The 25,699-nt window shown below is 57.2% G+C and carries 30 protein-coding genes and 1 tRNA gene; 15 read left to right on the forward strand and 16 right to left on the reverse strand.

Annotation, left to right across the window (positions count from 1 at the left end; translation table 11 throughout):
• Positions 1–2: 2 nt before the first annotated feature.
• From GS611_RS21260 to GS611_RS05930, 6 genes are all read right to left on the reverse strand, one after another.
• Positions 3–137 carry a hypothetical protein gene (locus GS611_RS21260; RefSeq protein ID WP_256419281.1) on the reverse strand — a complete coding sequence of 45 codons (135 nt, stop codon included), beginning with the start codon at positions 135–137 and terminating at the stop codon, positions 3–5.
• 226 nt (positions 138–363) lie between these two features.
• A complete protein-coding gene (locus tag GS611_RS05910; RefSeq protein ID WP_171633219.1) occupies positions 364–732 on the reverse strand; it encodes a hypothetical protein in 369 nt (122 codons plus the stop codon).
• 236 nt (positions 733–968) lie between these two features.
• The gene (locus tag GS611_RS05915; RefSeq protein ID WP_171633221.1) at positions 969–1,187 is read right to left on the reverse strand and encodes a hypothetical protein; all 219 of its coding nucleotides are present in this window, start codon (positions 1,185–1,187) and stop codon (positions 969–971) included.
• Positions 1,184–1,411 (reverse strand): hypothetical protein, encoded by a 228-nt coding sequence (locus tag GS611_RS05920; protein WP_171633223.1) that lies wholly within the window; start codon positions 1,409–1,411, stop codon positions 1,184–1,186. The genes GS611_RS05915 and GS611_RS05920 overlap by 4 nt, the downstream gene beginning before the upstream one ends.
• Positions 1,408–1,881, reverse strand: a complete 474-nt coding sequence (locus GS611_RS05925) for a hypothetical protein (protein WP_171633225.1) — start codon at positions 1,879–1,881, stop codon at positions 1,408–1,410. Before GS611_RS05925 ends, GS611_RS05920 begins: the two co-directional genes overlap by 4 nt.
• Entirely contained in the window at positions 1,882–2,394 is a 513-nt protein-coding gene (locus tag GS611_RS05930; RefSeq protein WP_171633227.1) for a hypothetical protein, read from the reverse strand.
• Between the two features lie 205 nt (positions 2,395–2,599).
• On the opposite strand from GS611_RS05930, the gene GS611_RS05935 reads away from it, so the two are divergent.
• A complete protein-coding gene (locus GS611_RS05935) occupies positions 2,600–3,481 on the forward strand; it encodes a hypothetical protein (RefSeq protein ID WP_171633229.1) in 882 nt (293 codons plus the stop codon).
• A gap of 195 nt (positions 3,482–3,676) precedes the next feature.
• Here GS611_RS05935 and GS611_RS05940 read toward each other — a convergent pair whose 3' ends face one another.
• On the reverse strand, positions 3,677–5,260 hold the full coding sequence (locus GS611_RS05940) for a site-specific integrase (protein WP_171633231.1): 1,584 nt from the start codon (positions 5,258–5,260) through the stop codon (positions 3,677–3,679).
• A 111-nt stretch (positions 5,261–5,371) separates the two neighbouring features.
• A tRNA-Leu gene (locus GS611_RS05945) sits at positions 5,372–5,458 on the reverse strand.
• A 141-nt stretch (positions 5,459–5,599) separates the two neighbouring features.
• On the opposite strand from GS611_RS05945, the gene GS611_RS05950 reads away from it, so the two are divergent.
• Positions 5,600–6,259, forward strand: coding sequence for a DsbA family oxidoreductase (locus GS611_RS05950; RefSeq protein ID WP_171633233.1), 660 nt, complete (start codon positions 5,600–5,602; stop codon positions 6,257–6,259).
• 39 nt (positions 6,260–6,298) lie between these two features.
• A complete protein-coding gene (lipB, locus tag GS611_RS05955) occupies positions 6,299–6,955 on the forward strand; it encodes a lipoyl(octanoyl) transferase LipB (protein ID WP_171633236.1) in 657 nt (218 codons plus the stop codon).
• A gap of 315 nt (positions 6,956–7,270) precedes the next feature.
• Here lipB and GS611_RS05960 read toward each other — a convergent pair whose 3' ends face one another.
• Positions 7,271–8,212 carry a cation diffusion facilitator family transporter gene (locus tag GS611_RS05960; protein ID WP_171633238.1) on the reverse strand — a complete coding sequence of 314 codons (942 nt, stop codon included), beginning with the start codon at positions 8,210–8,212 and terminating at the stop codon, positions 7,271–7,273.
• Between the two features lie 82 nt (positions 8,213–8,294).
• Here GS611_RS05960 and GS611_RS05965 point away from each other — a divergent pair, with 82 nt between their 5' ends.
• Complete coding sequence (locus tag GS611_RS05965) at positions 8,295–8,717, forward strand: helix-turn-helix domain-containing protein (RefSeq protein ID WP_171633240.1); 423 nt, start codon at positions 8,295–8,297, stop codon at positions 8,715–8,717.
• Here the strand turns inward: GS611_RS05965 and GS611_RS05970 are convergent, their stop codons facing one another.
• Positions 8,718–9,137 (reverse strand): HIT family protein, encoded by a 420-nt coding sequence (locus GS611_RS05970; RefSeq protein WP_171228527.1) that lies wholly within the window; start codon positions 9,135–9,137, stop codon positions 8,718–8,720.
• Positions 9,138–9,442: 305 nt separating this feature from the next.
• Here GS611_RS05970 and ctaD point away from each other — a divergent pair, with 305 nt between their 5' ends.
• The 3 genes from ctaD (at position 9,443) to GS611_RS05985 (ending at position 12,360) form a co-directional block, all read left to right on the forward strand.
• The gene (gene ctaD / locus GS611_RS05975) at positions 9,443–11,101 is read left to right on the forward strand and encodes a cytochrome c oxidase subunit I (RefSeq protein WP_170346621.1); all 1,659 of its coding nucleotides are present in this window, start codon (positions 9,443–9,445) and stop codon (positions 11,099–11,101) included.
• A gap of 123 nt (positions 11,102–11,224) precedes the next feature.
• Positions 11,225–11,824 (forward strand): 2-hydroxychromene-2-carboxylate isomerase, encoded by a 600-nt coding sequence (locus GS611_RS05980; RefSeq protein WP_171633243.1) that lies wholly within the window; start codon positions 11,225–11,227, stop codon positions 11,822–11,824.
• Between the two features lie 44 nt (positions 11,825–11,868).
• Positions 11,869–12,360: a DUF2244 domain-containing protein gene (locus GS611_RS05985; RefSeq protein ID WP_171633245.1), complete on the forward strand. Its 492-nt coding sequence runs from the start codon at positions 11,869–11,871 to the stop codon at positions 12,358–12,360.
• A 5-nt stretch (positions 12,361–12,365) separates the two neighbouring features.
• On the opposite strand, the gene GS611_RS05990 is transcribed toward GS611_RS05985, so the two are convergent.
• Positions 12,366–12,851, reverse strand: coding sequence for a GatB/YqeY domain-containing protein (locus GS611_RS05990; RefSeq protein ID WP_171633249.1), 486 nt, complete (start codon positions 12,849–12,851; stop codon positions 12,366–12,368).
• Between the two features lie 183 nt (positions 12,852–13,034).
• Between GS611_RS05990 and carA the strand changes: the two genes are divergently transcribed.
• A complete protein-coding gene (carA, locus tag GS611_RS05995) occupies positions 13,035–14,201 on the forward strand; it encodes a glutamine-hydrolyzing carbamoyl-phosphate synthase small subunit (RefSeq protein ID WP_171633252.1) in 1,167 nt (388 codons plus the stop codon).
• Positions 14,202–14,282: 81 nt separating this feature from the next.
• Positions 14,283–16,160, forward strand: coding sequence for a glycosyltransferase (locus GS611_RS06000; protein WP_171633255.1), 1,878 nt, complete (start codon positions 14,283–14,285; stop codon positions 16,158–16,160).
• 3 nt (positions 16,161–16,163) lie between these two features.
• On the opposite strand, the gene GS611_RS06005 is transcribed toward GS611_RS06000, so the two are convergent.
• Positions 16,164–16,811, reverse strand: a complete 648-nt coding sequence (locus tag GS611_RS06005; protein WP_171633258.1) for a GntR family transcriptional regulator — start codon at positions 16,809–16,811, stop codon at positions 16,164–16,166.
• 100 nt (positions 16,812–16,911) lie between these two features.
• Here GS611_RS06005 and GS611_RS06010 point away from each other — a divergent pair, with 100 nt between their 5' ends.
• The 3 genes from GS611_RS06010 to GS611_RS06020 all read left to right on the forward strand — a co-directional run bounded on the left by GS611_RS06010 (position 16,912) and on the right by GS611_RS06020 (position 19,161).
• On the forward strand, positions 16,912–17,556 hold the full coding sequence (locus GS611_RS06010; protein ID WP_171633260.1) for a pyrimidine 5'-nucleotidase: 645 nt from the start codon (positions 16,912–16,914) through the stop codon (positions 17,554–17,556).
• Positions 17,557–17,641: 85 nt separating this feature from the next.
• Complete coding sequence (locus tag GS611_RS06015; RefSeq protein ID WP_171228521.1) at positions 17,642–17,890, forward strand: hypothetical protein; 249 nt, start codon at positions 17,642–17,644, stop codon at positions 17,888–17,890.
• 74 nt (positions 17,891–17,964) lie between these two features.
• Positions 17,965–19,161: a UbiH/UbiF family hydroxylase gene (locus GS611_RS06020; protein WP_171633262.1), complete on the forward strand. Its 1,197-nt coding sequence runs from the start codon at positions 17,965–17,967 to the stop codon at positions 19,159–19,161.
• A gap of 12 nt (positions 19,162–19,173) precedes the next feature.
• Here the strand turns inward: GS611_RS06020 and GS611_RS06025 are convergent, their stop codons facing one another.
• Positions 19,174–20,301, reverse strand: a complete 1,128-nt coding sequence (locus GS611_RS06025) for an aminotransferase class V-fold PLP-dependent enzyme (RefSeq protein WP_171633264.1) — start codon at positions 20,299–20,301, stop codon at positions 19,174–19,176.
• Positions 20,302–20,530: 229 nt separating this feature from the next.
• On the opposite strand from GS611_RS06025, the gene GS611_RS06030 reads away from it, so the two are divergent.
• Positions 20,531–21,232, forward strand: coding sequence for a GntR family transcriptional regulator (locus GS611_RS06030; protein ID WP_348539704.1), 702 nt, complete (start codon positions 20,531–20,533; stop codon positions 21,230–21,232).
• Between the two features lie 6 nt (positions 21,233–21,238).
• On the opposite strand, the gene GS611_RS06035 is transcribed toward GS611_RS06030, so the two are convergent.
• Together GS611_RS06035 and GS611_RS06040 are read right to left on the reverse strand one after the other, a co-directional pair.
• Positions 21,239–21,697, reverse strand: a complete 459-nt coding sequence (locus tag GS611_RS06035) for an Lrp/AsnC family transcriptional regulator (protein WP_152457626.1) — start codon at positions 21,695–21,697, stop codon at positions 21,239–21,241.
• Positions 21,694–22,149: an Lrp/AsnC family transcriptional regulator gene (locus tag GS611_RS06040; RefSeq protein WP_171633268.1), complete on the reverse strand. Its 456-nt coding sequence runs from the start codon at positions 22,147–22,149 to the stop codon at positions 21,694–21,696. Before GS611_RS06040 ends, GS611_RS06035 begins: the two co-directional genes overlap by 4 nt.
• A 131-nt stretch (positions 22,150–22,280) precedes the next feature.
• Between GS611_RS06040 and ilvC the strand changes: the two genes are divergently transcribed.
• Together ilvC and GS611_RS06050 are read left to right on the forward strand one after the other, a co-directional pair.
• Positions 22,281–23,303: a ketol-acid reductoisomerase gene (gene ilvC, locus GS611_RS06045; protein ID WP_171633271.1), complete on the forward strand. Its 1,023-nt coding sequence runs from the start codon at positions 22,281–22,283 to the stop codon at positions 23,301–23,303.
• Between the two features lie 132 nt (positions 23,304–23,435).
• Positions 23,436–24,338: a DMT family transporter gene (locus tag GS611_RS06050; protein WP_171633273.1), complete on the forward strand. Its 903-nt coding sequence runs from the start codon at positions 23,436–23,438 to the stop codon at positions 24,336–24,338.
• Here the strand turns inward: GS611_RS06050 and glmM are convergent.
• Positions 24,335–25,678, reverse strand: coding sequence for a phosphoglucosamine mutase (gene glmM, locus GS611_RS06055; RefSeq protein ID WP_171228515.1), 1,344 nt, complete (start codon positions 25,676–25,678; stop codon positions 24,335–24,337). The genes GS611_RS06050 and glmM overlap by 4 nt on opposite strands.
• Between the last annotated feature and the right edge of the window lie 21 nt (positions 25,679–25,699).

Below are 25,699 nucleotides of genomic sequence, written 5' to 3' on the forward strand. Positions count from 1 at the left end.
GGTTATGCTGCTTCAGCAGTGCCCAAAAGGCAGATCAACTCCATTGAAAGCGCTGCAAGCTCGTCCTGCTGTTTCTGGGTCATTTCCTTTTCCGACTCCTCCTTGATCAGGTGAGCCAGCACGATGATTTCTTCCATTCCGTTCCTCCTTCTAGTGGGGCTGTTGTGAGTGGAAGCTATGCCGCACGCTCAAGTTGAGGCAAGAAAATTCGTGATTTTTATTGTTTTTATTCAATAAGTTATGCTTGAAGCTTATTTTGATGTTTCACTTAAAATCGCAATTTGGGCTTCAAGTTGAAAAGCAATTTCAATAACTCAGCTTGAAGCTCAATTTCGCGTTTTGGGTGAAAGTTGCCCGACCGAATCAATCCGTCAATACTGGACGGTGAAAATCGACAACATCGGCTAGCGCGTCGCCGAGCGACTCCATGTTGACCACCTTTGAAATCGGCCAAGCGCCCTGCCGCCAACACCACTTTCCATCTTCACCGGGTACGAAGCCAGCGGAGGTCAGTACTCGAGTGGTAAGGCTGACATCATCATCTAGGTGAGCCTTGAGCCAATCAAAGGAAACGTTCAGCCCACCACAGGAACGATAACGTGGATACCGATTGACGACGCCCTGCAACATGGAGGAAGCCTCATAAGCCAGCGCATCATCTCCGCGCTTGCGCCGTCCATGTCGGTCAAAAATCTTCGTTTCGGGCAAGCGCCCGTTGTGAAATGCCTGCATCTTTTGTTCTCCATAGTCAGTTTGATTATTAGGTCTCCGGCGGTACAGTGGGCTTTGCCACCGGGGGCCCGGCCTGTCAGGAATAGGCCTCAAACTCGCGTTCTATTTGGGCCGCAATCGCCCGTTCGATTGCTCCAATGTTCTCACGAAATCTCTCGTAAGTTGGCGCTGCTTGATAAGCAGCGTGCCACAATGCAATGCGTCGGAAGTACTGTGTACGTGCCCGTTCCATGTCGCTATGCCGCTTCATTGAGCGCCTCCAAATAAGCTTGAATTTCCAACTCTAGCCGTGCTTGCTCTTCAGCCTGTTCCTGATCCGACATGCGCGCGCGTAGCAGTTGGGCATCGTTCCATTTGGCATCGCGTGCCAATTTCCGTTTCTGTTGAGTGGCGGTCATTGGTGGCGGCAACGGGCCACCAGCGAAAATTGATTTGTCTGGTGGAAGAGCCGTCATGCTTGATCTGCCTTCCACCGCAGGCGGTTACGCAACCGTTCTTCCTTCGTCAGGTGATCCGATCCCCCTGCACCGAAGCGGCGCTTAATCTCGCCGTATGCGCGCGCCGTAAGCTTGTGACCCGTAGGAAGGAATAAGAATCCCTCGCCAGAAAGGTGGAACAGTGCCCACCAAGCGCCGCCATGATCTTCCCGAATGACGGACTCAATCTGGTTCAAGGTCATGCCAGCCCCCACGCACGCGCCTTGGCGAGCCTCTCGGACGGGCTGAGGGTTAGCAAACGACGAAGCAAAGTAGCCTCGTCTGCCACTGATGACGGATCATTCGCAGGCGCAGCACCAATTAGCCCGAGTTCGCGGGCACGTGCCATGCGCTGAAAGCGCGGCAAACGGTTAAGTTCGGCATGCGAGTCTTCCTCGCCCTGTTGCAATGCCTCGCGCAGTTCTCGCTGCCTGACCTGTTCCTTCACTGTTTCAATGGTCTGCATCTCGCTCAGCATCTGCTCGGCATTGTAGTCGTCGGCCAGAACGGCCAACCGGACTGACGGAAGCGCGATCAAGTCATCATCGGAGTCGATTGTGACACCGAGTTGACTAGCTACTTGCTGGGCACGCTCACGCGTGCTTAGCCAGCGGTCCCGCATAACCGGGTCAGTAGCGACCATGTCGCGGAAAGTTTCGTTTGGGTCGCTCAACTATGCGGCCTCCTTTTCATAGAGATTTTCGTATCGGGCGTTAGTAATTGCGTACGGCACAGACCAGTGTTCAAACGGCGGTAGCGCGTCAGCATCGCCAAGGACGGTCCAACGCAGAACCGGGTCAGTTAGAACAATCTTGAGCCTCAACGCCTCTAAGTGTTCAAAGAGCACGGAAGACTGTACAGACAGCGCGAGCGCATTGGTGAATGCAACTCTTGCGCCAAACAGACGTTCAACCCGCTCACCCTGTAACCATCTCTCCAAACAGCGAGCACGGGCAACGGCGTTATCACCCACCCAAAGCTCTTCGCCATCACTCCGAGCAGCGTTGAAAAGATCGGGAACAGCACCTCTTTCTCTCGGCTTGATAGACGGCAAAACATCCGCCAACCTATAGAGCCGCACGCCCATTGCTTCCGTGGTGTACTTCAGCCCACGCGTCCGAGCTGTTACTGTATTTCGAGTTAGCCCGACCGCATGGGCCAGATCGAGTTGACTTACTGTCAGCACTTGTTAACCTACTCACAAATATAGAAAGTTTTCTTTGGATCATTCATCCTGTTGTGTGTGTATTATGCGCCTGAGCTGAGAACAAAGCAAGAAAACCGTAAAAATGGGTCAAGGTCAGCATTTCTGACCTATAAGAAAGTGGTAAAATGGAAAAAGCCTGCAAGCCTGCGGGAAACTGCTCGAAAATCGAGGGATCGTGGCACGAATGTTTCAGCACGTTTTACTAGACAACAAAGGGGACAGCACCGAACTCAGAAAACGGTTCTATAGTTGCGTTTACCTTGTGGCTGACGAATGCGCTCCAGCGCTATTCTACGTGCAAAGCGATTGGAGCAAGCGCGAGGCATTACTAAAGATCGGAATTGACCCTGATAACCTGACTGCAACTCAGAGAGACCTCCTGTCAGCCGAAGAACTACTGCCGGAAAGAGCCGACAGTGAAAACATGCCACGTCTGGTGTGCATGCGTGAGATAGATTGGGATGAAAATACTGACGAGAGCAAGTTACCAATCCGTGCACCTACACGTGATTTCGTTCTTTCTGACAGTGAGTTAGTGAACAAAGCTTATCTTTCAGATAACAGCCTGAACGCCACCACGGTGACCCTTTCTCTTGCGGCTGTCGGCTTGGATATCATGCTACCAAATATCAACTTCGATCTTTTAGCCACTGATGAACTCGAACGACTGAAGGAGACATTCGGCGAAGAGCGTGCTGCTTACTTGTCCGTCATTTCTGACATTTCGACGGGTGCGTTTGAGCGATTTAGCGATTCCGATCATGCGGACCTAATTCGCTGGGCGGAGAATGAAACAATGCTAAAGCTCGCACCGAAAGCAAGAATACTGGAAGAGGCTGTAAGAAAAGCGCCCGAGAGGACGCTTAAGTCTGCTGGAGCGTCCTTTTGGAGAGAAGGTATCCCAGCTATCGGATCGGCGTATTTTTCTGGGGGAATCCCATCTGCTGGGAAAGAAGCTGCATTGCAATCATTCAAGGCAATCACAGCAGCAATCGGCGGCGAGGCCTCCAAAAGGCATCCTCCTGAGTACTCCTACGCAATGAAAATTGCCGAGTTTCAAAGGTAGCCTGTCCCACTTAGGGTGCGAATTAGAAGCTACCCGCTAACGCGGGCACTCACCAATACTCAACAGCATCCAGCGCTTCCCGAAGGATCGCCAAATCTTCAGGCGCGTCATTCAAGCGTGTTTTGCAGTTCCTCAGATGCCCCTAGACCTCTGCCCATAGTAATCCCGATAGCACCGTCGCTGCGCTGAACCAGCCTAGCGCGCAAGAGGGTCAACCTGCTTCAAGCTGTCAAACAGGTACTTCATCCCAGCGCCATCACCATAGCCACCCTCAACAGCATCCTTGTTGGCGCGGCCCGTCAGGTAGCGGCGATGCGCATCAGAAATGTTGGCGTTGTCACAGGCGTCCTGAAAGCGATGGCGGAAGCTGTGAAAGACCGCCTTGGGGTCCTTGATTCCCAGCTTAGTGCGCAGCAGATATGAGAACCGCTTGCCGTAGTCGGCGCTAACGCGTCCACGAGTGTCCGGCGTCATTTCCTCCAGCTTCTTCGCGTACCGCCCAAATTGGTTGAATGCGAAGGCGTCAGCCGGTCGGGCTTCGACCACGCCACGCAATCCGGCATCGATCAGAGCGGGATGGGCAGGCACCCAACGAACGGAGGCAGCGTTTTTAGTTTTTTGGTCTTCGCCTTCATCAGTGATTTTCATTGACCAGACGCCGCCGATTTCTTTGAAGTCATTCGTTCGCAGTTGGCAAGCCTCCTGAATTCGCAACCCATGGTACGCGGCAATCCACGGTGCCCAGCGGTCTACGGTCGTGCTTCCGTATTGATCCGCGTTCGATCCTTTGACGAATTCCAATATTTTACCGACCTCTTCCGCCGTGAAGGCGCGGCGGGCTTTTTCGGCGCTATGCTTTACTTTGGGCTTAACCAGCTTCATGCCCGCCCAAGGGTCGGCTTCGACAAACCGACGCCCTACAGCGTGAGACATAAGTCCTTTGAGCATGTCGAAGTATTTCTTTTGGGTTGCATAGCTGATGGTGTCTGCCCCGGTCTTCTTGGCATCTGCAATAAGCTGCTGAACGGTCATATCACGGCGTTTACCGCTCTGGACCTTGGGAAGACCTTTGAGCGCGTCGGTAAACTCTCGCAGGTGAGCGCCAGTAATTTCCAGTAATCCAATCTCTCCATGTAATTCAGTGAAACGCCGAACGTATGTCCGCCCGTTTTCTGCTGTATGCGCATCAACGGACGGTGCCCAATCTTCGATCAGGTCGCGCAAGCTGAACACGTCGCCGTCAAGATCAACGTCTTGCCCGATCTGGCGCAATACCCTGCCTCGTGCGTTTGTCTGCGCGCGTAGCGCCACTGACGCGGCGTAGTGCTCTGCTTGCTGTATCTGTAACTCTTCTGGGTCGGCAAACTCGTTAATCAGTACCTTTGAGGGCGCGCCCTTTGGCCCGACCTCGACGTCGAATGCGCCCGCGTCAGCGGGCTTTCCAGCCTCAAAGAATGCCAACGCTTTCTTGCTTTGCTCGAACTCACCCAAAAGCCCGGACAATCCGCCCGCTTTGTCCAGCAACGCCTTTTGGTCTGGCGGCAAGTGTCGGGCCAATGCCCGCCAACCATCCTCCGCCTTAGCTTGATCCTGCTGAGCATCCATGATCGCGCGGATGGCCCGAACTTCCTTTTCGGCGATTTTTGGGTCCGATGTTTTCAGGCTTTTCTGATAGACATCTTTGCCACGCCAATGCTTGCGGATAGCTTCAGGCACTCGAATCTTGGCATGGTAACGCCCGCGAAGCTGAATAGTTCCATCAACCCTTGGCAATGCCATTTCATCACTCCAACTAGAATCGTCACACATATATGTGTGACGAAATGTGTGACGATTTGCAAGGATAAGGCGTTGATATCGCTTTCTATCTTACTTTTTTGCGAGAATTTCTGGTGCGGTCGAGAAGACTCGAACTTCCACGGGAGTTACCCCACAGCGACCTCAACGCTGCGCGTCTACCAATTCCGCCACGACCGCACTGCCAATGACTTGGTAACGCGGCGTATAGACGTTGGTGCGCGCGATGTGAAGAGGCAAAAACGCAGTGGTTTAAATTCCTTCGCCACGGGCATATCTCTCCAGTGGACAACACGCTATTGACCTGACAGGAGCCACACAATGCCACCGCCCGATAACCGCCCGATCGTTCAGATCGATATCGTCTCGGATGTTGTGTGTCCCTGGTGCGTTGTCGGGTTTCGACAGCTTGACATGGCGTCGCAGCAACAGGGTGTCCTTGCCCGGCTTCGCTGGCATCCGTTCGAGTTGAACCCGGACATGCCACCCGAAGGCCAAAACCTGCGTGAACATATCATGGCGAAATACGGCTCGACCGCCGAGCAAAGTCAGCAGGCACGGGACAAGCTTACCTCGATCGGGGCCAAGCTCGGCTTTGCCTTCAACTTCGACGATGACAGCAGAATGGTGAACACATTCGCGGCGCATCAGTTGCTGGATTGGGCGGAATCAGTCGGCCGACAGCATCCTTTGAAACTGGCTCTGTTCGACGCATATTTCACAGCGCAGCGGGATGTTTCCGATATGGATGTTCTGCTGGAGGCTGTTCGATCCATCGGGCTGGACGCGGATACGGCGCGACAAGCGCTTGAAAGCGGAGAACACATGGCCCCGGTGCGTGAAAAGCAGCTGTTCTGGACCAGCCGGGGCATTTCAGGCGTTCCATCCATGGTTTTTGGCGGGAAATACCTGCTGACCGGCGCGCAGGGGTCTGAAACCTATACCCAGGTGCTGCAACGTTGCCTGTCCGAGGCCGCCTGACCCCTTTTCTTGACCGATCCAGACGGATATGAGACCGGCATGGAATGGAAAATCACCGATGGTCTGACCAGCTATGACGACGCCGTTGCCTTTATGGAGGCGCGCGTCGCCGCAATCGCAAATGGCGAAGCCGAAGAATGTGTCTGGCTGCTGGAACACCCGCCGCTTTATACGGCCGGCACTTCGGCCAAGATCGAGGATCTGACCGACCCCGATCGTTTTCCGGTTTACGCAAGCAAACGCGGCGGCGAATACACCTATCACGGGCCCGGTCAACGTGTGGCCTATGTCATGCTGGACTTGAACAAACGTGGTCGCGACGTGCGTCAGTTTGTGAAACAGCTGGAGACCTGGGTGATCTCGGCGCTGGCGGAATTCAACGTGCAAGGCGAGATCCGTGATGGGCGCGTAGGGGTTTGGGTTCGGCGTGATGACAAGCCGTTGACAGTGACCGGCAAACCGGCAGAAGACAAGATCGCCGCCATTGGACTGCGCCTGCGCAAATGGGTCAGTTTTCACGGAATCTCGGTGAATGTCGAACCGGATCTGGAACATTTTTCCGGCATCGTCCCTTGCGGGATCAGCGAATACGGCGTGACCTCATTGGTCGATCTGGGCTTGCCGGTAACGATGGCAGACCTTGATGCCGCGCTGAAAAAGACATTCGCAGACGTTTTTGGCCCTGTGGCGCCCTGAATCCATCTGTCGATCACTGCGCAGCGAATCGCTGCGCGCCTCTGTTGCAAACAACAATCCCTGTGGCCGGCTGGCTCTGTTTCCCATGCGTAAGGCAATTAACCCTGAATTCGATGGATTTATGGAAGTCTTTAAGCATTTTTTAACTCAGGTAGATACAAAGGCCCTGTTAACGAGTAATATGGAACTGCCAATCAAGAGTGAGTGGTATGTTAACCGGTGATCCAGGGCTCGCCCTCGAAATCCGAGAAGTGTTTGGTTACGAGTCTGCCGTTCCGACCCCAAATCGGAACGGCAATTCTCTTTCAGACACTGCTATTCTTCCTGATGGCCAAATCGGGACGAACCGACGCAGGCGCGGTCGGCCTGTTCCAGTTCGAGCGTCGCATGCCCCACCCCGAAACGAACTTGCAGCGTCTGCCTGACACTGTCCCGTACCATTTCGGCATCTGCCCACGCGTTCGCATCGATGACCAGATGCGCCGTCAGCGCGGGCTGCCGTTCCTGCATGCTCCACAAATGCACGTGATGCACTTCGGCCACCCCATCCGTTTCTTCGATCGCCGCGGCAACCTGCTCTGGCTCCAGGTCGGGCGGAGCGCCCAGCATCAGAACGCGGACCGTCTCGCCTATCTCTTCTTTGACATGCCACATGATGTAGACCGAGATCAGGATCGTCACCGCCGGGTCCACCCATGTCCAGCCGAACAGGATCACTGCGGTGCCCGCTACGATCACGGCGATTGATCCCAAGGCGTCCGCAACATTATGGATGAATGCGGCCCGGATATTCATGCTGTCCTTGGCCATAGTATACGTCAGAGCAGCGGTTATGAGATCGACCACCAATGCCAGCGCGGCGACCCAGACCACAAGCCATCCGTTGATCGGCTCGGGTTCAAAAAACCGCATGACGCCTTCGTAGAACAGATAGACCGACAACACGATCAACGTGGTGTAATTGACCAAGGCCGCAACGACTTCGGCCCGGCCATAGCCAAAGCTCATCCGTGGATCGGCCGGACGCCGTGCAATCTTGCGGGCAAAAAACGCGATGATCAACGCAACAGCATCCGAAAAATTGTGCAGCGCATCGGCAATCAACGCCAGAGAACCCGAAATGATGCCCCCGATGACCTGAGCCAATGTCAGGAACATGTTCACCGCAATCGCCCAGGCGACGCGCGCATCGCCAGCGTCTGGATCATTGTGGTTGTGTTGGTGACCATGACCGGTGTGGGAATGCTGGTGTGCCATATCGTTTCATGTCCCTTGTTACGGCTTCCCAGAGCATGTAATTCCTCTAGCCACTAGAGGTTCAAGAGGTCAAAACCGAAAAATGTATTCGATCGGGGACTTATCGCTCCGAACCGGAGTGAAAATTCCGACAATCCGGTTCTATGAAGACAAAGGCCTGTTGCCCAAGCCAGAGCGAACGGCGGGCAATCAACGCCGGTATGACGATACCGCGTTGAAACGGCTGATCTTCATTCGCCATTGCCGTGATCTGGGATTGCCACTGGCCGACGTCGTGGGCTTGCTGTCCCTAGAAGGCGCGTCTGGCAGCGACCTTAACCGGGCGCACGAAATTGCCCAAAAACAACTGGCCGATCTCCGGGACCGGATCGCCCGTCTGCAAAACCTCCAGGCTGAACTGACCCGAATTGCAGCGGCCTGCGACGGGCAGCACGATCATGTCTGTGCCGTGCTGCACGCGTTTCAGGATCATGGCGCATGCATGGGGCCCCATGGCGCCGAATGATCAGGCGAGAGCGGCGCTGATCTTTTTCGCGTGTTCACCGATAAGCTCGAAATCCCCCATCTTGCCCGGCGGGCGCATCGAAACCCCTTCGTGGCGCGGCAGGACGTGGAAATGCAGGTGGAAGACTTCCTGCCCGCCTGCCGCCTCGTTGAATTGCTGAATCGTCACCCCGTCCGCGTCGAATGCGGACTTGACCGCCCGGGCCATCTTCTGCACCGTTTTCACAACCGCCGTCAGTTGCTCGGGCGTGGCATCCAGTACGTTGCGGCATGGTGTTTTGGGGATCACCAACAGATGCCCGTCCGCGCGCGGCATGATATCCATGAAAGCCAGCGTTTCATCATCCTCGTAAACGCGCATGCACGGGATTTCTTCGCGCAGGATTTTGGCAAAGATATTGTCGGGGTCGTAATCAGCCATCTCAAACCTCTGGATTGCGGGTGTTGGCACAGTTCTGAGACGCGCGCGGGCAACGGTCAAGGCGGAACTCTGCCAACGCTCATGCCGCATCGACAGTACGGGCTTGAATTCTCATCCGCCATGCCCAGATACCCCACATTCAAGGCCGGAAAATCGTGCGGCGCCCGCGTGCCCGCGACAATTAATCTTGATCCAGATCAAACTCGGCCATTGAAGGTGCCCTCTTCACATTCTAAAACCAGCAGGAATCCCGCGCGTTGGAGAGGTCCGACTGCGCGGTGCAGTTGCAACAGGAGGCACCTATAATGGCAGACGCAGCCATTCACGGTCACGACCATGAAGATCAGCGCAGCTTTTTCCAGCGCTGGTTCATGTCGACCAACCACAAGGACATCGGGATTCTGTACCTGGTCGTTTCGGCCCTTGCCGGTCTGATCTCGGTGGCGATGACCGTTTACATGCGGCTCGAGCTGATGCACCCGGGCGTTCAGTACATGTGCCTGGAAGGCTTCATGGCTGACCCATGTACCCCCAACGGACACTTGTGGAACGTGATGATCACCTATCACGGTGTTCTGATGATGTTCTTCGTTGTCATCCCTGCCCTGTTCGGCGGATTTGGCAACTATTTCATGCCGTTGCAGATCGGTGCGCCGGACATGGCGTTCCCGCGGATGAACAACCTGTCCTTCTGGCTGTATGTCGCCGGCACCTCGCTGGGTGTTGCCTCGCTGCTCAGCCCGGGTGGTAACGATCAGCTCGGCTCGGGTGTGGGCTGGGTTCTGTATCCGCCGCTGTCGACGACCGAAGGCGGCATGTCCATGGACCTGGCGATTTTCGCCGTGCACGTATCGGGCGCCTCCTCGATCCTCGGCGCGATCAACATGATCACTACCTTCCTGAACATGCGTGCCCCGGGCATGACCCTGTTCAAGGTACCGCTGTTCAGCTGGTCGATCTTCGTCACCTCATGGCTGATTCTGCTGTCGCTGCCGGTTCTGGCAGGCGCGATCACCATGCTGCTGATGGACCGCAACTTTGGCTTCACCTTCTTTGATCCGGCCGGTGGCGGTGACCCGATCCTGTATCAGCACATCCTGTGGTTCTTTGGTCACCCGGAAGTGTACATCGTGATCCTGCCCGGTTTCGGCATCATCAGCCACGTGATCGCCACCTTCTCGCGCAAGCCGATCTTCGGCTATCTGCCGATGGTATGGGCGATCATCGCAATCGGCGTGCTGGGCTTTGTCGTGTGGGCGCACCACATGTACACCGTCGGCATGTCGCTGCGTCAGCAGGCCTATTTCATGCTGGCAACGATGGTCATCGCGGTTCCGACGGGGGTCAAGGTGTTCTCGTGGATCGCCACCATGTGGGGCGGCTCGATCGAGTTCAAGACACCGATGCTATTCGCCTTCGGCTTCCTGTTCCTGTTCACCGTCGGCGGTGTGACCGGTGTGGTTCTGTCGCAGGCCGGTGTCGACCGTGCCTATCATGACACTTACTATGTTGTGGCACACTTCCACTACGTGATGTCGCTGGGTGCTGTCTTCGCGATCTTTGCTGGGGTGTACTTCTACTTCAGCAAGATGACGGGCCGTCAGTACTCTGAGTTCTGGGGCAAGGTTCACTTCTGGCTGTTCTTCATCGGCGCCAACCTGACCTTCTTCCCGCAGCACTTCCTGGGCCGTCAGGGCATGCCGCGCCGCTACATCGACTACCCCGAGGCATTCGCCCAGTGGAACTTCGTTTCGTCGATCGGCGCATTTATCTCGTTCGCCTCGTTCCTGCTGTTCTTCGGTATCGTGTTCTACGCCCTGTTCCGTGGCGCGAAAGAGACACGTCCGAACCCGTGGAACGAATACGCGGATACGCTGGAATGGACCCTGCCGACGCCGCCGCCCGAACACACGTTCGAGCAGCTGCCCAAGCAGGAAGACTGGGACAAAGGCCACGCGCACTGATCCCGATCTGATCCAAGGAAACCCCGCCCACGTGGCGGGGTTTTTTCGTTTCCACCTCTGCCGGTTCGCCAAGTGTACCAAAATCCGCTATGATACCCGCACAGAACAGTCGGAGGATCGGCAATGCCGGAAATCGACTTTTGGTATTCAATCGGCAGCACTTACAGCTTCCTTACCGTGATGCGTCTGGACGACTGGTGCGCTGAACATGACGCCACCGTTAACTGGCGGCCCTTTAATGTGCGCACGGTCATGTCAGCCCAGCAGAATATCCCGTTCGCCGGAAAACCCGAAAAATCCGCATATATGTGGCGTGATATCGAACGGCGCTGTGCCAAGTATCACATCCACGCCAGCCTGCCCGTACCCTATCCGATTTCCGATCTTGCCCTGGCCAATCAGGTCGCTTTGCTTGGTATGACGGATGGGTGGGGCAAGTCATTTACCCAGAACCTATACCGCATCTGGTTCGAGGATGGCGTCGAGGCGGGCAGCGAAAGCGCCCTGTCCGAAGCTTTGCTACGGTGCCAGCAGGACCCTCGTCTGACACTGGCCCGCGCGCGCAGCCCGGATATCGTCACCGCGCTAGAAGCTGAAACAGACGTCGCCGTGAAACTGGGTGTTTTCGGCGCCCCCAGCTTCGTGGTGAGGCAAGAGGTGTTCTGGGGCGACGACCGTTTGGATGACGCCTTGTCCTGGGCGCGTGTGGGCCACGTGGTCTGATCAAAATCCGTCGACATGAGGCGTCACTGCGATATGTTTCCGGTATGCCGTACAAATGGAATCAGACATCCGAAACCGAACAGGAACTGCGCCTCTGGCCGCATAACTCTCTGCCGCGACGTGGGGCGATGATTGCCATCCTGTCTGTATTTCTGTTCGGTTTGATCCCATTGTTGGCCGTGCTTGGGTCGGTCGTGTTGTGGGGCCTGTTACCGTTTCTGCTGTTGACGGTGCTTGGGCTTTGGCTGGGGATTCAGGCGAACTATCGCGCGCGCAGTGCGTTTGAGGTTTTCACCTTGTCCGGTTCACAAGCCCGCCTGGTGCATCACACCCCGGGCAAGGACCAACAGGAATGGTCGTGCAATCGCTATTGGGCACGACCTGAGATGTACGAAAAAGGTGGTCCGGTGCCACACTACGTCACGCTCGTCGGAGACGGGCGTGAGGTCGAAATCGGGGCGTTTTTGTCGGAAGACGAGCGTATCACGCTCTACGACGACCTGGCCAGAAAACTGCGCGATCCTGTCGCGCAGTAGGTGTCTCAGCAGTCGCCGTTTGATGCGGCGCAGAGTTGGTCCTTGACCATGGGTCCGACCTTGCCGAAGTCCATCTGTCCGGTATAGCGGGTCTTCAGCTCGCCCATGACCTTGCCCATGTCCCGAATGGAACCGGCACCGGTTGAAGTAATCGCGGCATGAATCGCCTTTGACACTTCATCATCATCCAGCTGCTTGGGCAGAAACTCTTCGATTACGGTGACTTCCTGCATCTCGCGCTCGGCCAGGTCCAGGCGTCCGCCCTCTTCATAAGCGCGCGCACTTTCCTTACGTTGCTTGGTCATTTTACCAAGTATTTCAAGCACCTCTGCATCACCGCAGCCCTTGACCTCTTCATTGTCCGAGGCGCGCGCGGCGATGTCGCGGTCCTTGATGGCCGCGTTGATCAACCGCAGTGTCGACAGACGCTCGGCTGCTTTGTCTTTCATTGCTTGCTTCAGGGCGGCATTCACCCGTGATCGCATGTCCATTTGGCTTGTCCATCCCCATGACAACGGAACCCCGAACATATCTAAACAAAAAGCGTGTTACAACCGGGGGCGACCAAGCTTAACCCATTGAAAAATAACAATAGCCCAAAAATTGAACAGACTTGACCCAAGCGCTTAACCCCCTTAGGTATGCGCCGGTTTACCTTGCAGGAGAGTCGCGCCATGGCCCAGAACGCCCCGTCCAAGCCCACCGCATGTCTGGCTTTGGCCGACGGAACGCTGTTTTACGGCATCGGTTTCGGAGCAACCGGACAGACCGTGGCTGAGCTCTGCTTCAACACAGCGATGTCCGGATATCAGGAAATCATGACCGATCCATCCTATGCCGGGCAGATCGTCACCTTTACCTTCCCCCATATCGGCAATGTCGGCGTGAACCCGGAAGATGACGAAACCGGTGATCCGGTCGCCGCTGGAATGGTCGTCAAATGGGATCCGACCGAGCCGTCAAACTGGCGCTCGGCCGAAGAACTCAAGGGCTGGCTTGCCCGCCGTGGACGCATCGCCATCGGCGGCGTTGATACCCGCCGTCTGACCCGCGCCATCCGCCAGCAGGGCGCGCCGCATGTGGCGCTGGCTCATGATCCCGAGGGCAATTTCGACATCGAAGCACTGGTTGCTGCGGCCCGCGGCTTTGCCGGGCTGGAAGGTATGGACTTGGCCAAGGAAGTCACCTGTGCCCAAAGCTACCGCTGGGATGAAATGCGCTGGGCTTGGCCGGAAGGATACAAGCGGCAAGAGGCCCCCGCCCACAAAGTCGTGGCTGTCGACTATGGTGCAAAGCGCAATATTCTGCGCTGTCTCGCCTCGGCTGGATGTGATGTAACCGTTTTGCCAGCGACGGCGACGGCTGCCGAAGTGCTGGCCCATCAGCCGGATGGCGTTTTCCTGTCGAACGGCCCCGGCGACCCGGCCGCAACGGGTGCCTATGCTGTGCCGATGATCAAGGAAATTCTGGATACAACCGATCTGCCCGTCTTTGGTATCTGCCTTGGCCACCAGATGCTGGCGCTGGCGTTGGGCGGTCAGACAGTCAAGATGAACCACGGCCACCACGGCGCGAACCACCCGGTCAAGGATCTGGAAACCGGCAAGGTCGAAATCACGTCGATGAATCACGGTTTCGCCGTGGACGCACAGTCTTTACCGGAGGGCGTGGTCGAGACCCACAGATCACTTTTTGACGGCTCGAACTGCGGGATCCGCATGACTGACAGACCTGTATACTCGGTACAATACCACCCCGAAGCGTCGCCCGGACCCCAGGACAGTTTTTACCTGTTCGAACGTTTCGCCGATGCGATGGAAAAGAAAAAAGAGCAGGCATAAACCCTTAAGTTACCAGAGTTAACGGCACATTAACCTTGTTTGATCAACCCTGAGCGCAGGTAACTGTGCCAGGGTTTCTTTATGGTTGAACTTAACCTTCAGAATTTTACAACCGCCACCCCGATTCCTGCGCCCGGTTTTCGCAAACCGCTGGGCGCTTGCCTGCTGGAAACCGAGGTTATCACGCGCTCGCAACTGGACCATGCGTTGAGCTTGCAGACCAGGCAGAAAGCGCCGCTTGGCGAGATTCTGGTTGGCGAGGGGTATGCCACCAGGCAGGACGTTCTGAAGGCCCTGTCGACGCAGTTCGGGTGGCAGATCGCGGACCTCGAACAAATTCCACCGATGCCCGGATTGTGTAACCTGAAGCCGGTAGATTTCTGGCTTGAGAACAATGTCATTCCTTGGATGCGCATCGGCCCTCTGGTTTTGGTCGCCACTGCCCGGCCCGATCGTTTTGCAACCGTGGCAGCCGAGATGCAGGATTGCGACTGTGCCATCCTGCCGGTTCTTGCGGATTCTCATCAGATCGACAGGGTCATTGCACAGCACTTCGCGCGGACGCTCGCAAAAGCGGCCGAAACCCGTGTGAACGCGGCACAAAGCTGCCGCAACTGGACCGCCGGGTCCCGGCTCGTATCATCAGCAACAACGCTGGGTGTGCTGTGTCTTTTCGCCCTGTTCCCTTCGTTTGGATTGATGGTTTTGTTGGGCGCGGCCGTAGGTAGTTTGGTTCTTTTTGCAGCCTTTCGGATAATGGGCGCCCTGGCCTGTCTCAGCGACCGCATGAAAAAGCCGACCCAGCCAACAGAGGCGGCGATCGCGCTGCGTCACCCCTGCGTGTCCATCATGGTGCCGTTGTACAAGGAGCGAGAAATCGCGAGTGCTCTGGTGCAACGGCTTCAAAGGCTGACCTATCCCAAAGCGCTGCTGGACGTCATTCTCGTGCTCGAGGCGACCGATGACGTGACGCGCGACGCCCTTGCGCGAGTGGCTCTGCCCAGTTGGATGCGTGTTGATGAAGTCCCGGAACTGAACGGGTTGACCACCAAACCGCGCGCCATGAATTACGCGCTGGATTTTTGCCGTGGTGACATTGTTGGCGTTTGGGATGCCGAAGACGCACCACAGCCAGATCAGATTGAACGAGTGGTTGCGCATTTCACCCAAGCTTCGCCCGAGGTGGTTTGCCTGCAAGGTGTTTTGGACTACTACAACCCTCGCACGAACTGGCGGTCACGCTGTTTCACCATCGAATACAACGGCTGGTTTCGCGTGATCCTACCGGGCATCGCACGTATGGGGCTGGTCGTCCCGCTTGGGGGAACGACGTTCTTTTTCCGCCGCGAAAAGCTGTTGGAACTGGGCGGTTGGGACGCCCACAATGTCACCGAAGATGCCGATTTGGGCGTGCGGCTTTGCCGGGCGGGTTACCGGACCGAGATGGTGGACACCGCCACCTTCGAAGAGGCGAATTTCCGTGCCTGGCCGTGGGTGAAGCAACGCTCACGCTGGCTCAAGGGGTTCATGGTCACCTATCTTGTGCACATGCGGGACCCGCGGAAACTGTATGCAGATTTGGGTGCGGCCCAGTTTATCGGCCTACAGGCATTCTTTCTGGGCACTCTGGGTCAGTTCCTGCTGGCCCCTGTTCTATGGATTTTCTGGTTGTACGCCCTGGGCATGCCCAATCCGATGGAGCAGATCCTGCCGCAGCAGATCACGACGGCGCTGATCTGGCTGTTTCTGGCAACCGAGGCCCTGAACATATGCGTCGGGATCATCGCTGTATCCGCGCGTGAACGTCGGTTTTTGCTGCCGTGGGTCCCGACGATGTGTCTGTATTTCCCGCTGGGGGTGGTCGCCGGTTACAAAGCCCTGTGGGAACTGGCGACAAATCCGTTTTTTTGGGACAAAACCCAACACGGGCAGGCCAGCGAAGACGTTCCGCTGGCCTGACGTTCACTTGTCGCGACGACTGGCATCCTGTTTCAGACGTGTCATGAAGGCGATTGAAATATGTTCCTTCAACGCCTGCCCTGCGGCTTCTTCGTCTCGGGCCGCGATGGCCTCGACGATTCCCTTATGCTCACTTTGCGCAATCTCGCCACGACCCTGAACAGCCAGCGAAGTGGTCGCCATCAAAGCCATGGTCCGGTGAACCAGATCAAGCTGCTGAACCAGATAGCGATTGTGTGACGCCAGATGAATCTGTTCGTGAAACCGCCGGTTGGCGCGCGACAAAGCCGTTGGGTCATCGATCAACTTGTCGTCTTCGACGACCATATCCTGAAGAACCTTGATTTCTTCCTCAGTGGCGTGCTTTGCGGCAAGGCGCGCAGCCAGCCCTTCAAGTTCCCGGCGCACGATGTAAAGCTCGGCCATCTGGTTGTGATCCAGGGATGCGACGATCAACGACCGCCCGTCCCGTTCCAGCAAAGACTGGGTTTCCAACCGTTGCAACGCTTCGCGGATCGGGGTGCGTGACACTCCGAAACGCTCTGCCAGTTCGCTTTCCACCAACCGATCACCGGGTTTGTAGACACCCACATCAATGGCTTCCAGGATAAGGCTGTAAGCGTCCTTGGTCGGGGATCGGGTCTGGCTCATGGGATCGTTTGTCTCCTCGTTCGGACATGTCTAGCCGTGACAGGGGGCGGCGATCAAGTACAGCATTGAAAACCGACCGACTGCGCCCTAAACCCAAGCCATGGTCAAACCTTCGTTTAGTCATGTCACACAATGGGTGTTCGATCTGGACAACACCCTATACCCACCGCATATGCGGCTGTTCGATCAGATAGAAGTTCTGATGACGGATTATGTGGTGCAAGCCATCGGTGTTGACCGGGCCGAGGCCGACCGGCTGCGCGCGCATTACTGGCGGGAATACGGGACCACGCTGGCCGGGTTGATGGCCGAACATGATCTGGACCCCGACCCTTACCTGCACGCGGTACATCAGGTTGACATGAGCCACATGGACCCGGATGCGGAACTGGCCGATCACATCCGCGCCCTTCCCGGCCGGCGGATCGTCTACACCAACGGCAGCGCGCCCTATGCGGAACGGGTCCTCGAGGCACGCGGCCTGACAGGCCTGTTCGACGCGATATACGGTGTTGAACATGCAGGGTACCGACCAAAGCCCGAAAAAGCTGCGTTCGAAGCGATTTTTGAACAGGACGGCCTTCAGACAGAAACGGCGGCCATGTTCGAAGATGAACCACGCAATCTCGCGGCCCCGCACGAGATGGGAATGCGTACGGTTCATGTTTCCCCCGACCCGCATGGAGCCGATCACATCCACCATCACACGGACGATCTGACCGCGTTTCTGTCACGCCTGCGATAGGCTGTCACACTGCGACGATCTGCACGTTCTGCACGCGCTTCCACACCCCTATATGCGCGGCAGCGACGAACAGATGGAGACCCCGATGAGCGCGATTGACATGCCGCTGCGCCTACCGATTTGGCAGCGCCTTTTCTTTGCAATTCCCGTCTTTGGATGGCTGGCGCGCGACGCGGTCAACGCCAAGGCAGAAGACTTGTATTACACCGCCGCTGCGATTTTCAGCATGTGGGGCTGTTCCATCATGTTGTTCGGCCTTCCCGGCCTCTACATCCCTGCCCTTATGATGGTGCCGCTGATGTTTCTGATCCTCATCCTGATTTCACGGGGCTGAAATACGGGACAGGATGTCACTTGGCACTTGGGGCAGATCCGAACTAGGTTCTGCCCAGAATGATGAGAGGCGCCATGTCCGACAGCTGTGACATCCTGATTTCCGGTGGCGGGATCGCCGGTCTGACCGCTGCGGCGGTATTCGGAACAGCAGGTTTTGAAGTGATCTGCGTTGATCCGAGCCCTCCGATCACCGAGCGGGACGTGGACGGGTCGGACCTGCGTACAACGGCTTTCTTGCAGCCTGCGCGTGGCCTGCTGGAACAATGCGGTCTGTGGGCAAGACTGGATGCACAGGCAGCCCCGTTGCAAGTCATGCGGATCGTTGACGCCGGGGGCGACTTGCCCGAGCCACGCGTCGTTCGCGACTTCAACGCGGCCGACATCTCCGAACAACCTTTCGGCTGGAACCTGCCCAACTGGCTGTTGCGCCGTGAAATGGTGGCACGACTGGCCGAGTTGCCAAATGTCGATTTCCGCCCCGGCACCGCGACCACCAGCCTGTTCACCCGAACCGCCGAGGCCCGCGTGGGCCTGAGCGATGGCCGCCGCGTTCGGTGCAGACTTGTGATTGCTGCCGATGGTCGTAATTCGCCAATGCGCGAAGCGGCCGGCATCGAGGTGCACACAACTCGATATGGGCAAAAGGCGCTGGCATTTGCGGTGACGCACCCCATTCCACACGAGAATGTCTCGACTGAGATTCACAGATCCGGGGGGCCGTTCACGCTGGTGCCTCTGCCGGACTGGAACGGGCAGCCCTCGTCCGCTATCGTCTGGATGGAGCGCGGCCCGAAGGCCGTTGAACTTCTGAACCTGGAACCCGAGGCATTCGAGGCCGCCATGACCTCTCGGTCCTGCGGTTTGTTCGGCCCGCTGAAATTGGCATCCCGCAGAACGATCTGGCCGATCATCAGCCAATCGGCGGAACGGTTGGCGGGTGAACGCATTGCGCTGATGGCCGAGGCGGCGCATGTGGTGCCTCCCATCGGGGCACAGGGATTGAACATGTCTCTGGGCGACCTGCGTTGCCTGCTGGATTTGGCACAGGCCCGGCCCGAAGGTCTGGGAGACGAACAGATGCTGGGTGCCTATCACAAGGCCCGTCACACCGAGATCGAGATGCGCGTCAAAGGCATTGATCTGCTGAACCGCGCCTCGATGATCGAGGCGCGGCCGCTGCGGGATGCACGGGCGATGGGGCTGAGCGCGCTCTATTCCCTGCCCCCCGTGCGCAAGACTTTGATGCAGATGGGCCTCGGCGTTCGCTAAGGCCCGGTCCGCTTAAAGAACCTGATCCAGCACCCGTTTCAAACGCGCGATGGTGCCGTCCACGTCGTACAGCTTGTCGAGCCCGAACAGACCCAACCGAAACGTGCTGAACCCTTCGGGCTCATCACATTGCAACGGAACACCCGCGGCAATCTGCATGCCAAGTGCCGCAAATTTCTTGCCGTTCTGGATTTCGGGATCCGAGGTATAGCTGACCACAACTCCGGGCGCGCCGAAACCGTCGGCCGCAACCGAAACAACACCCTTGTCCTTCAGCATCGACCGCACACCGTCACCCAGCGCCCATTGCGCCGCACGCAACTTTTCGAACCCGTATTCACGAGTCTCTGCCATGGTGTCGCGGAAGGCCAGCAACGCATCGGTCGGCATCGTGGCGTGGTAGGCGTGGCCGCCGTTTTCATAGGCTTGCATGATCTGCCGCCATTTCTTCAGATCAAGGGCGAAACTGTCGGAACTGGTCTGCTCCAGACGTGCCTCTCCGCGTTCAGACAACATGACCAGACCGGCACATGGCGAGGCGCTCCACCCTTTCTGCGGCGCCGAGATCAGAACATCGACACCGGTGGCTTTCATGTCCACCCAGGCGCAACCCGACGCAATGCAATCCAACACCATCAGCGCACCCACCTCATGCGCCGCGCTTGCCAGCGCGGTCACATAATCATCCGGCAGAATGACCCCCGCCGACGTTTCGACATGCGGAGCAAAAACAACACCGGGCTTTTGTTCGCGAATCGCGGCGACGACCTCTTCGAGTGGAGCAGGCGCAAAAGGCGATGGGCTGGAATTGCCAGTCTCGCGCGCCTTCATGACCGTGGTCGAGTTTGTCAGAGAACCGCTTTCAATGATCTGGCTCCACCGGTACGAAAACCAACCATTGCGAACCACAAGCACATCTGCGCCGCGCGCAAACTGTCGGGCGACCGCTTCCATGGCATAGGTTCCACCACCGGGAATAACGGCAACGCCATCCGCGTTGTACACGCCCTTCAACATATCCGAAATGTCGCGCATCACCTGCTGAAACTTTTGCGACATATGGTTCAGCGAGCGGTCGGTAAATACGACCGAGAATTCTTCGAGCCCGTCCGGGTCAACGGTTTCCAGCAAGCCTGGCATGGCGCATCCTCTCCAAAGCGTTTTCGAAGTCTTGTCCGCTTTGTCAGTGCGGGTAAAGCCCTTTCGCTGCAAAAATTGACCCAACGTAAAGCTTAACAAACACTTAATTTTTCTCACTTAGTTTCCTGAAGACAGAAAAATGACGCCAACCAGTGTCACTTCCCCTTTACACTTCTACTTGCTTCTGAACAGATGCGCACACTTTATACTTGAAGGGATAGATTCACCCGTGACGATACAAAAGCGGATCAGCTTCCAGTTCGTTCGAGACGAAGTAAAACGACGCATTGAAAGCCGTGTCTGGCCACAAGGATCGCTTTTGCCGACGGAGACCCAGCTGGCAGAGGAGTTCAATTGCGCCCGGGCCACTGTGAACAGAGCCTTGAGAGAACTGGCCGACCAGGGCTTTGTCGAGCGCAAACGCAAGAGCGGGACACGTGTCAAGAAAGAGCCCAGCAAACACGCCAAACTTGAATTGTCACTGGCGCGGCAAGTGGTCGAAAACCAGAATGCAAACTATCGCTATGCGCTTGTTGAAAGGAATGTGGTCACCAGCCCAGGATGGCTTTCCTCGCAGATCAACGTGGCACCGGACGCGCGTGTTCTACATGTAATTTGTATGCACTATGCAGATAATCGGCCCTTCCAGATGGAAGAACGATGGATCAACATCGAGGCCGTACCTGACGTGGAGGACGCGGACCTGTTCGAACAGGGGCCACATGAATGGCTGTTGACGGCCGCACCTTTCACCGATGCCGAGGTCGCTTTCTGTGCCATTTCCGCAGATGCGCGACTGGCAGAATTCATGGGCACCACGGCGGGAACATCCATGATTCAAATGGAGCGCACCACCTGGAAAGAAGACAGGCCGCTTACCTTTGCGCGCATGACGCATCATCCGGGCTATTGCATCCGCACGAAATACTGACTCTGTTCAGCCGATGGGACCGGGCAGACGTTCTTCGCTCAGCAGAACGTTGGCCTCGACGTCGCCTGCACCCGGCAGAGTCATGATCCGACGCCGCAAAACACGTTCGAAATCGGCCAAGTCCCGGGCTACGACACGCAGTCGATAATCATACAGCCCCAGCACGTGTTCGACTGTCTGCACCTCGGGCACGGCACTGACAGCGCGCTCAAAATCTTCAAGACTGACTTGGCCCTTGCGCCCCAGCTTGATGCCCAGAAAGACTGTGACACCGAACCCCAGCGCCTCGGCATTCAGACGCAGCCGACGGCCCTTGATTATTCCTGCCTCTTCCAGCCGACGAATGCGGCGCCACGTGGCGGGTTGGGACAACCCGAACCGGCGCCCCAATGCTCCGGCACTTTGCGTGGCATCCTGTTGCAGCGCGCGAAGAAGACGGCGATCAATCTCATCCAGTTCGATCATACCGGCAGCACCTCGTCCCGCTTGACCCGCGCGATGTGCATAAGGGCCTCGATATCGGCAATATGAGGCAGGGTCAGAATCCGGTCGCGATAAAGCTGCTGATAATGCTTCATATCTCTTGCAATGACGGAAAGACGAACATCGACACGACCCAGAAAGGTCTGGATTTCGATTACCTCTGCCACGTCACGCGCCGCCTGCGTGAAATCGTCGAAAGCTCGGGCCTGCGTCTTGTCGAGCGTGATCCGAAGCGAAACTTCGACAGCATATCCCATCGCGGCCCAGTCTATCACGGCCTCCTGCCCTTCGATGATCCCTGCGGTCTGCATCTTTTCGATTCGCCGCCAGCAGACGCCCGCGCTGATCCGGCAAAGATCAGCCAGTTCCGCTGTTGTCAGGCTCGGGTCTGCTTGAAAGTGACGCAGAATGCGCCGATCAATATCATCAAACATGATTTTTTCACTTTCTCTAACTATTACGAATTATTCTTCATCTTTTTTGCAAATACTCAAGCCCAACCCTATCGCCATTGCGCGAACAGGCAGATACAACCGCCGCAATCAAACCAGAAAGGACCGGCGAAATGCGCGTCTATTACGATCGCGATTGCGATATCAACCTGATCAAAGACAAGAAAGTGGCTATCCTGGGCTATGGCTCGCAAGGTCACGCCCACGCGCTGAACCTGCGCGATTCAGGCGCAAAGAACCTGGTCATCGCCCTGCGCGAAGGCTCGCCCTCGGCCAAGAAAGCCGAAGCGGAAGGTCTGCAAGTGATGGGCATCGCCGAAGCGGCTGCCTGGTGTGACGTGATCATGTTCACCATGCCCGACGAGCTTCAGGCCGAGACCTACAAAAAATATGTCCACGACAACATCAAGCCGGGCGCGGCCATCGCCTTTGCCCACGGCCTGAACGTCCATTTCGGCCTGATCGAGCCGAAAGAAGGCGTCGACGTCATCATGATGGCCCCCAAGGGCCCCGGCCACACCGTGCGCGGCGAATACACCAAAGGCGGCGGCGTGCCCTGCCTGGTCGCTGTCCACAACGATGCAACCGGCAAGGCGCTGGAAATCGGCCTGTCCTACTGCTCGGCCATCGGTGGCGGGCGCTCGGGCATCATCGAAACCAACTTCCGTGAAGAATGTGAAACCGACCTGTTCGGCGAACAGGCCGTTCTGTGCGGTGGTCTGGTCGAACTGATCCGCTGCGGCTTTGAAACTCTGGTCGAAGCCGGTTACGCCCCTGAAATGGCGTATTTCGAGTGCCTGCACGAAGTGAAGCTGATCGTTGACCTGATCTATGAAGGCGGCATCGCCAACATGGATTATTCGATCTCGAACACCGCCGAATACGGCCAGTACGTCACCGGGCCGCGTATCCTGAAATACGACGAAACCAAAGCGCGCATGAAAGCGGTTCTGGACGACATCCAGCAGGGTAAATTCGTTCGTGACTTCATGCTGGAAAACGCCGTTGGCCAGCCGACCATCAAAGCGGCGCGCCGTGCCAATGACGAGCATATGATCGAAGAAACCGGCGCCAAGCTGCGCGGCATGATGCCGTGGATTTCGGCCGGGAAGATGGTTGACAAAGAAAAGAACTAAGTAGGGCGGAAGCCTTTCACAGGGCGGCCCGCGTGGCCGCCTTTTTCGTTAGAACAAAGGTCCGGCAAGGCACATAAACAGCCGGTCAGGTTAAATTTTTTGGCGCACCCGCGCGTTCCGACAGGACAATCAATGGTTCAACAGCCGACAAGACAGGACTGGAGCGGCGTCTTCACGCTGGGCCTGATCTGGGGCGCGACCTTCATGGTCGTTGCCATGGCGCTTGAAGGGTATGGCCCAATCACCGTTGCCACCTCACGAACCACGCTGGGCGCTGTTACCCTGTTGCTGATGATGAGGGCGACCGGTCGCAAGCTGCCGGTTCTGACGCCGGCGCTGAGTGTTTCGATTGTCCTTATTGGCGTGCTGTCCACTGCCGTGCCATTCATGTTGCTGAGCTGGGGGCAGCAATTTGTGCCATCTGCCTTTGCGGGGCTGTCCATGGCTGCTATCCCGCTGATGGTGCTGCCGCTTGCGCATTTCTTCTCGGATGAACCACTGAACCTGCGCCGATTTATGGGGGTGTGCCTTGGCTTTTCCGGGGCCCTGGTTTTGATCGGACCCGGCCTTGCACAATTGGGCCAGGGGGCAGAACCCGTCGCACAACTGGCCTGCATCACGGCAGCGTTGTGTTATGCAAGTTCATCCGTGCTGACGCGACGCTGTCCGCCGGTTGACCCTTTGGTACTGGCTGCTCTGACGCTGGTTGTCGGGGCCGTGCTTCTTCTGCCCATAATGCTGGTCACCGAGGGGCTGCCGACCTGGCAAGGCCCACGCCCGACAATCGCCCTGATCGTTCTGGGATTGCTGCCAACCGCGTTTGCCACCCTTTTGCGCGTTTCGATCACCCGCAGCGCCGGGTCGGTTTTCCTGACATTGGTGAATTATCAGGTGCCGATCTGGTCGATGGTGTTCGGCGCATGGATCCTGTCCGAGGCCCTGCCCCTGCGCTTTTACATCGCTTTGGCGCTGATCCTGACCGGCATGGCCATCAGCCAGTGGTTCAGCCTGCGAAAGGTATTGTTCGGGCACTAGCTTGTGGCGGCTTCGACCTCTGCCACGATGCTGTCGACAACTTGGGTCAGCAACCCATCGTCTTCGCATTCAGCCATCACGCGGATCAGAGGCTCGGTCCCGGATTTGCGGATCAACAACCGGCCCTGCCCGTTCAGCCGCGCCTCGGCATCGGCGATGGCCGCCTGAACACTTTGAACCTCCAACGGTGTTTGATCGCTGGAATAGCGCACATTCTTCAGCAACTGCGGAACGGTTTCGAACTGCTTGGACAGATCAGATGCCTTGCGCCCCGACAAAACCATTTCCGCCAGGAAATGCAGCCCAGCCATCAACCCATCACCGGTTGTGGCATAATCGCTCATAACGATATGGCCGGACTGTTCCCCACCAAGGTTGAACCCACCTTCACGCATCCGTTCGACCACGTAGCGATCACCGACGGCCGTTCGCTCCAGACGCAAACCCTGCGCTGTCAGATGGCGTTCCAAGCCCAGGTTGGACATGACGGTCGCGACCAGGGCGTCGCCTTTCAACTGGCCCGATTTCTTCCATGCCGTTGCCAGCAAAGCCATAAGCTGATCGCCGTCAGCCACCTGGCCGGTTTCGTCGACCACAACCACCCTGTCCGCGTCGCCGTCCAGACAAATGCCCACGTCGGCGCCATGCGCGACAACGGTTTCTGCGGCCAGTTGCGGCTTGGTCGATCCGCAGTTGAGATTGATATTCTTGCCGTTGGGCGCGATTCCCACGGGGATCACTTCTGCGCCCAGCTCCCACAGAACTTCTGGCGCGGTGCGGTGGGCTGCGCCGTTCGCACAATCGATCACCACCTTCAAACCATCCAGACTGACGTTCCGCGGCAACGACGACTTCACACGTTCGCCATAGCGAAACCGTGCGTCATCAACCCGGCGCGCCCGGCCGATATTCTGCGCCTGGGCGGGTCTGACGCCTTCGTCGATCAGCCTTTCGATCTCGACCTCGGCCTGATCGGACAGTTTATAGCCGTCCGGCCCAAAGAACTTGATTCCGTTGTCTTCGGCAGGGTTGTGGCTGGCCGAGATCATGACGCCCAGATCAGCCCTCATGGACCGCGTCATGAGGCCAACGGCGGGCGTCGGAACGGGCCCCAGCAGCAGCACGTTCATTCCAGTGGATGTCAAACCGGCCGTCAGCGCGTTTTCCAGCATATAGCCGGACAAACGCGTATCCTTGCCGATAACAACCCGGTGCACCCCTGTCGCGTCGCGTCGGAAATACCGCCCTACAGCGGCCCCGATGCGCAACGCCATCTCTGCCGTCATCGGATGCGTGTTGGCGGTGCCCCGCACCCCGTCGGTTCCGAACAGCTTGCGCATAGGTGTTACTCCGTGATTTGC

Source organism: Ruegeria sp. HKCCD6119, from assembly GCF_013110585.1.
GTDB lineage: Bacteria > Pseudomonadota > Alphaproteobacteria > Rhodobacterales > Rhodobacteraceae > Ruegeria.

What these genes read in the sequence shown, in the direction of transcription:
- GS611_RS05935 (WP_171633229.1), top strand. Translation starts at nt 2,600, where the DNA reads ATGTTTCAGCACGTTTTACTAGACAACAAAGGGGACAGCACCGAACTC.
- GS611_RS06015 (WP_171228521.1), top strand. Translation starts at nt 17,642, where the DNA reads ATGAGCGCGATTGACATGCCGCTGCGCCTACCGATTTGGCAGCGCCTT.
- GS611_RS06005 (WP_171633258.1), bottom strand. Translation starts at nt 16,811, where the DNA reads ATGAGCCAGACCCGATCCCCGACCAAGGACGCTTACAGCCTTATCCTG.
- GS611_RS05990 (WP_171633249.1), bottom strand. Translation starts at nt 12,851, where the DNA reads ATGGACATGCGATCACGGGTGAATGCCGCCCTGAAGCAAGCAATGAAA.
- GS611_RS05940 (WP_171633231.1), bottom strand. Translation starts at nt 5,260, where the DNA reads ATGGCATTGCCAAGGGTTGATGGAACTATTCAGCTTCGCGGGCGTTAC.
- GS611_RS06035 (WP_152457626.1), bottom strand. Translation starts at nt 21,697, where the DNA reads ATGATCGAACTGGATGAGATTGATCGCCGTCTTCTTCGCGCGCTGCAA.
- GS611_RS05920 (WP_171633223.1), bottom strand. Translation starts at nt 1,411, where the DNA reads ATGACCTTGAACCAGATTGAGTCCGTCATTCGGGAAGATCATGGCGGC.
- GS611_RS05970 (WP_171228527.1), bottom strand. Translation starts at nt 9,137, where the DNA reads ATGGCTGATTACGACCCCGACAATATCTTTGCCAAAATCCTGCGCGAA.
- GS611_RS05985 (WP_171633245.1), top strand. Translation starts at nt 11,869, where the DNA reads ATGCCGTACAAATGGAATCAGACATCCGAAACCGAACAGGAACTGCGC.
- GS611_RS05915 (WP_171633221.1), bottom strand. Translation starts at nt 1,187, where the DNA reads ATGACGGCTCTTCCACCAGACAAATCAATTTTCGCTGGTGGCCCGTTG.
- carA (WP_171633252.1), top strand. Translation starts at nt 13,035, where the DNA reads ATGGCCCAGAACGCCCCGTCCAAGCCCACCGCATGTCTGGCTTTGGCC.
- ctaD (WP_170346621.1), top strand. Translation starts at nt 9,443, where the DNA reads ATGGCAGACGCAGCCATTCACGGTCACGACCATGAAGATCAGCGCAGC.
- GS611_RS05910 (WP_171633219.1), bottom strand. Translation starts at nt 732, where the DNA reads ATGCAGGCATTTCACAACGGGCGCTTGCCCGAAACGAAGATTTTTGAC.
- GS611_RS21260 (WP_256419281.1), bottom strand. Translation starts at nt 137, where the DNA reads ATGGAAGAAATCATCGTGCTGGCTCACCTGATCAAGGAGGAGTCGGAA.
- GS611_RS06000 (WP_171633255.1), top strand. Translation starts at nt 14,283, where the DNA reads ATGGTTGAACTTAACCTTCAGAATTTTACAACCGCCACCCCGATTCCT.
- GS611_RS06020 (WP_171633262.1), top strand. Translation starts at nt 17,965, where the DNA reads ATGTCCGACAGCTGTGACATCCTGATTTCCGGTGGCGGGATCGCCGGT.
- GS611_RS05950 (WP_171633233.1), top strand. Translation starts at nt 5,600, where the DNA reads ATGCCACCGCCCGATAACCGCCCGATCGTTCAGATCGATATCGTCTCG.
- ilvC (WP_171633271.1), top strand. Translation starts at nt 22,281, where the DNA reads ATGCGCGTCTATTACGATCGCGATTGCGATATCAACCTGATCAAAGAC.
- lipB (WP_171633236.1), top strand. Translation starts at nt 6,299, where the DNA reads ATGGAATGGAAAATCACCGATGGTCTGACCAGCTATGACGACGCCGTT.
- GS611_RS06010 (WP_171633260.1), top strand. Translation starts at nt 16,912, where the DNA reads ATGGTCAAACCTTCGTTTAGTCATGTCACACAATGGGTGTTCGATCTG.
- GS611_RS06025 (WP_171633264.1), bottom strand. Translation starts at nt 20,301, where the DNA reads ATGCCAGGCTTGCTGGAAACCGTTGACCCGGACGGGCTCGAAGAATTC.
- GS611_RS05965 (WP_171633240.1), top strand. Translation starts at nt 8,295, where the DNA reads ATGTATTCGATCGGGGACTTATCGCTCCGAACCGGAGTGAAAATTCCG.
- GS611_RS05960 (WP_171633238.1), bottom strand. Translation starts at nt 8,212, where the DNA reads ATGGCACACCAGCATTCCCACACCGGTCATGGTCACCAACACAACCAC.
- glmM (WP_171228515.1), bottom strand. Translation starts at nt 25,678, where the DNA reads ATGCGCAAGCTGTTCGGAACCGACGGGGTGCGGGGCACCGCCAACACG.
- GS611_RS05980 (WP_171633243.1), top strand. Translation starts at nt 11,225, where the DNA reads ATGCCGGAAATCGACTTTTGGTATTCAATCGGCAGCACTTACAGCTTC.
- GS611_RS06040 (WP_171633268.1), bottom strand. Translation starts at nt 22,149, where the DNA reads ATGTTTGATGATATTGATCGGCGCATTCTGCGTCACTTTCAAGCAGAC.
- GS611_RS06050 (WP_171633273.1), top strand. Translation starts at nt 23,436, where the DNA reads ATGGTTCAACAGCCGACAAGACAGGACTGGAGCGGCGTCTTCACGCTG.